This is a genomic window from Protofrankia sp. CiP3 (assembly GCF_917627345.1).
Lineage (GTDB): Bacteria > Actinomycetota > Actinomycetes > Frankiales > Frankiaceae > Protofrankia.
The window spans coordinates 23592-26899 of record NZ_CAKJTM010000071.1 but is presented as its reverse complement, the minus strand read 5'-3'; the positions used below and the strand labels follow the sequence as shown (position 1 = coordinate 26899).

Here is a 3308-nt window from a genome sequence, read left to right as displayed (position 1 = left end):
GGCACCTGTGTCCACGGCGTCCCGCGCAAGGCGGGCCCACCGACCGACACCTCCGATGGGCGGATCTCCGCAAGTCGTTCCCCGGTCACAAGGGTCATGTCGCTCCTCCTGCTGGCCAATCGCCTGACGTCGAAACCGACCCCCGTCCCCCCGTCCCCCTGCCACCCATCCCCCGGCGGCCCATACCGCTGACGCTGTCATCAGTCGGATAATTCTGCATACGTCGCTTAATCAGTAGGAAACCATACGCCAGTAGATTATCACCACAACCGTGCGCCCCGCCAGCTTCGGCTCCCTTTCGACGGCGACGATGGAAACACGAGCAAGGACCCGTATGGCAACTCACGGCGATTCCACGACAGCACCGTGGAATCATATTACTGAATCAAACGATCAGCGATCCTCCCTGGAACCGCGCCACACGCGGTTCCAGGGAGCGCCCTATCGCAACTGCTGAATATCGAGAACGCCACCGGCGTGCTGCTGCCGCAGGACCTTCTTGTCGAACTTGCCGACCGAGGTCTTGGGTACTTCGGTGAGGAACGACCAGTGGTCGGGCAGCTGCCATCTGGGCAGTTTAGCGGCAAGGTAGTCGCGTAGCTCAGTGGGTGAGACCTGCTGGCCCTCGCTGACCACGATGGTCGCCAGCGGGCGTTCTCCCCAGCGTTCGTCGGGTATCCCGATGACGGCGGCCTCGTATACGGCCGGGTGGGACATGAGGTGGTTCTCCAGGTCAACCGAGGAGATCCATTCTCCGCCGGACTTGATGACGTCTTTGGTCCGGTCGGTGAGGGTGAGGTAACCGTCCGGCGTAATGATGCCGACATCGCCGGTGCGTAGCCAGCCGTCCGGGAACTTGTCCTGGTCGTTGTCGCGGTAGTACCGAGCGGTGATCCACGGGCCACGGACGTGCAGTTCACCGGCGCTGTGCCCGTCGTTGGGCAGAACGGATCCGTTGGGACCGACCAGGCGCGCCTCGACAGGGCCGACGAATCGGCCCTGGCTGATCCGGTAGCGCCAGCTCTCGGCCAGGCCGGCGGAGGCGGGCGGGCGCGCCACACTGCCCAGCGGCGACGTCTCGGTCATCCCCCAGGCATGCAGGAGGGTGATGCCATAACGTTCCTGGTAGTCCCGCATGAGCGACTCCGAGCAGGCCGACCCGCCGACCATCCCCTCCCGGAGGGACGAGATATCGGCATCGGGATGAGCGTCCACATACTGGAGCAACGTCCGCCATACGGCTGGGACACCGGCAGCCTTGTTCGGCCGCGCGGCGGCGATGAACGCGGCGAGCGGTTCCGCGGCGAGAAACCGGTCCGGCATCGCCAGCGATGCGCCGGTCAGAAAGGCCGCGTATGGCAATCCCCAGGCCAGGACGTGAAACTGCGGGACGATGGCGAGCATACAGTCACGCACCGACAGGCCGAACGTATCGGGAAATGTTATCGCCATGGCGTGCAGGTAGATCGACCGATGGCTGTAGACGACACCCTTCGGGTCACCGGTCGTGCCCGAGGTGTAGCACATCGCCGCGGCTTGATGCTCGGCCGTATCCGGCCATGGATAACTGTCGGGCTGACTGTCGATCAACTGCTGGTAATCGTGTACCGCGATACCGGTGCCGTCGAGTAGCGTATGGTCGGCGCCGCCGCTGACCACCACGTGCTCCACCGTCCGCATCTCCGGCGCCAGCCGGGCGAAGGCCGGCAGCAACGACGCGTCGACAATGACCACCTTGTCCTCGGCATGGTTGGCGACGTAGCGGATCTGCTCCTCGGCCAGCCGGAAATTCAGCGGGTGCAGGACCGCTCCCATGCACGGGACGGCGAAGTACGCCTCGACGTGTTCCTGGTTGTTCCACATGAAGGTCGCGACCCGGTCATCCGCTCGCACCCCGAGCGCACGCAGCGCATGCGCCAACCGGGCGGCGTTCGCGCCGACCTCGTGATAGCTGCCCCGACGGACCTCACCCAACGTGGCCGTACTAACACAACTTGCACTATGCAACGAACTGCCGTGCTCGAGGAGACGGCGGATCTCCAGCGGGGTGTCCTGCATCGTGCTGTGCATTCATTGCTCCTTTCGTTGCTGATCGAAGCCACTCCACGCGCAGGTGGCCGCGGAGTGGCTTCGATCGGCGAGGATTCCGGGTGACTGCGGACGCCGTTCCGGCCTGCGCTCAGCCGGTCGGCTGGTAGCTGCCCGCAAGTGGGGTAGCGAACAGGTCCTGTATCTGGGTCAGCCCACCGGCGGCGGCGGAGTCCGGGCGGGCCAGGTAGATTTGCCGGGCTGGCGTCCGTCCACTCTTGCTGTAGTCCAAGGGCGCAACCAGCCCATCGGTCTGGACGTTCGCGAGGCTCTGGAACGCGGTGAGAAGACCGGGCCTGGTCAGCGTGTTGGCGCGGCAGGCGGTATCGAGGATCCGTGCCATGATCTCACCTTGCGCGTACCCGTACATAACGTACGACGACTTCGGCTGACCCGCGTACTTGGCCTCGAACGCACTGCGGACCTGGGACGGCCCGGGTGCGGTGGACGAGAACGGGGCGGTGGATGTCGCTACGAGCAGCCTCTTCTCCAGCGCGCCCCCAGCCGCCGTGTTAAGCAGCTGTGGGCTGAAGGCTGGGTTGGAGGCGAGAAAGGCGGGGGTGAACTTGGCGGCTTCAGCGACCCCGACCGCGGACGCGGTCTGCGGCGGGGTGGTGGTGAGCAGGACCGCCTTGACATCCGCGCTGCGCAACGCTGTGATTTGGCCGGTCAGATCGGTGTCGGTCGCCTTGACCTTCTGCTCGACGAGCTGCAGGCCCAGCGCCTTGGCGGCCGCCCGGCTTCCGGCCACAGCGTTCTCACCGTAGTCACCTTCGACGAAGATGTGGCCGATCTTGTCACCCGTGGCAAGACGCTTCTGCTGGAGCAGCCACTCGATCCCGTTAATCATTTCAATGTCGTATGTCGTCCCGGAAATCACCACATACGGATTGCTGAGCAGCGCCGACGACCAGGACGCAGCCATGGTCAGCATCTGGTTGCTCTGGAGGCTGGGAAGCAGCGCGGCGATCTCTGGCGAGCCGAGCAGCTCGTCGAGCGCAAGGACCTCGCCCTCCATCTGGCTGTACGCGGTGACCGCCTTCTGGGGGTTGTACCCATGGTCCTTGACAACGAACTGGACCTGCCGGCCGCAGATCCCGCCGGCGGCGTTCTTCTTGTCCCAGTACAGCAGCCGTCCCTGCTCCGCGGCTATGCCAGCACCGGCGAACGGTCCGGTCCGGTCGGTGAGGACACCCAGTTTGATCACTTTGTCGGTGACG

General features: G+C 65.0%; 2 protein-coding genes. Both read right to left on the bottom strand.

The genetic code is table 11. The features are described from left to right. Window positions 1–441 precede the first annotated feature (441 nt). Window positions 442–2070, bottom strand: a complete 1629-nt coding sequence (locus tag MJ797_RS19570) for a long-chain fatty acid--CoA ligase (RefSeq protein WP_239337652.1) — start codon at window positions 2068–2070, stop codon at window positions 442–444. 109 nt (window positions 2071–2179) lie between these two features. Continuing rightward, window positions 2180–3308, bottom strand: a 1129-nt coding sequence (locus MJ797_RS19565) for an ABC transporter substrate-binding protein (RefSeq protein WP_239337649.1), incomplete at its 5' end; no start/stop codon positions are given.

What these genes read in the sequence shown, in the direction of transcription:
- MJ797_RS19570 (WP_239337652.1), bottom strand. Translation starts at nt 2,070, where the DNA reads ATGCACAGCACGATGCAGGACACCCCGCTGGAGATCCGCCGTCTCCTC.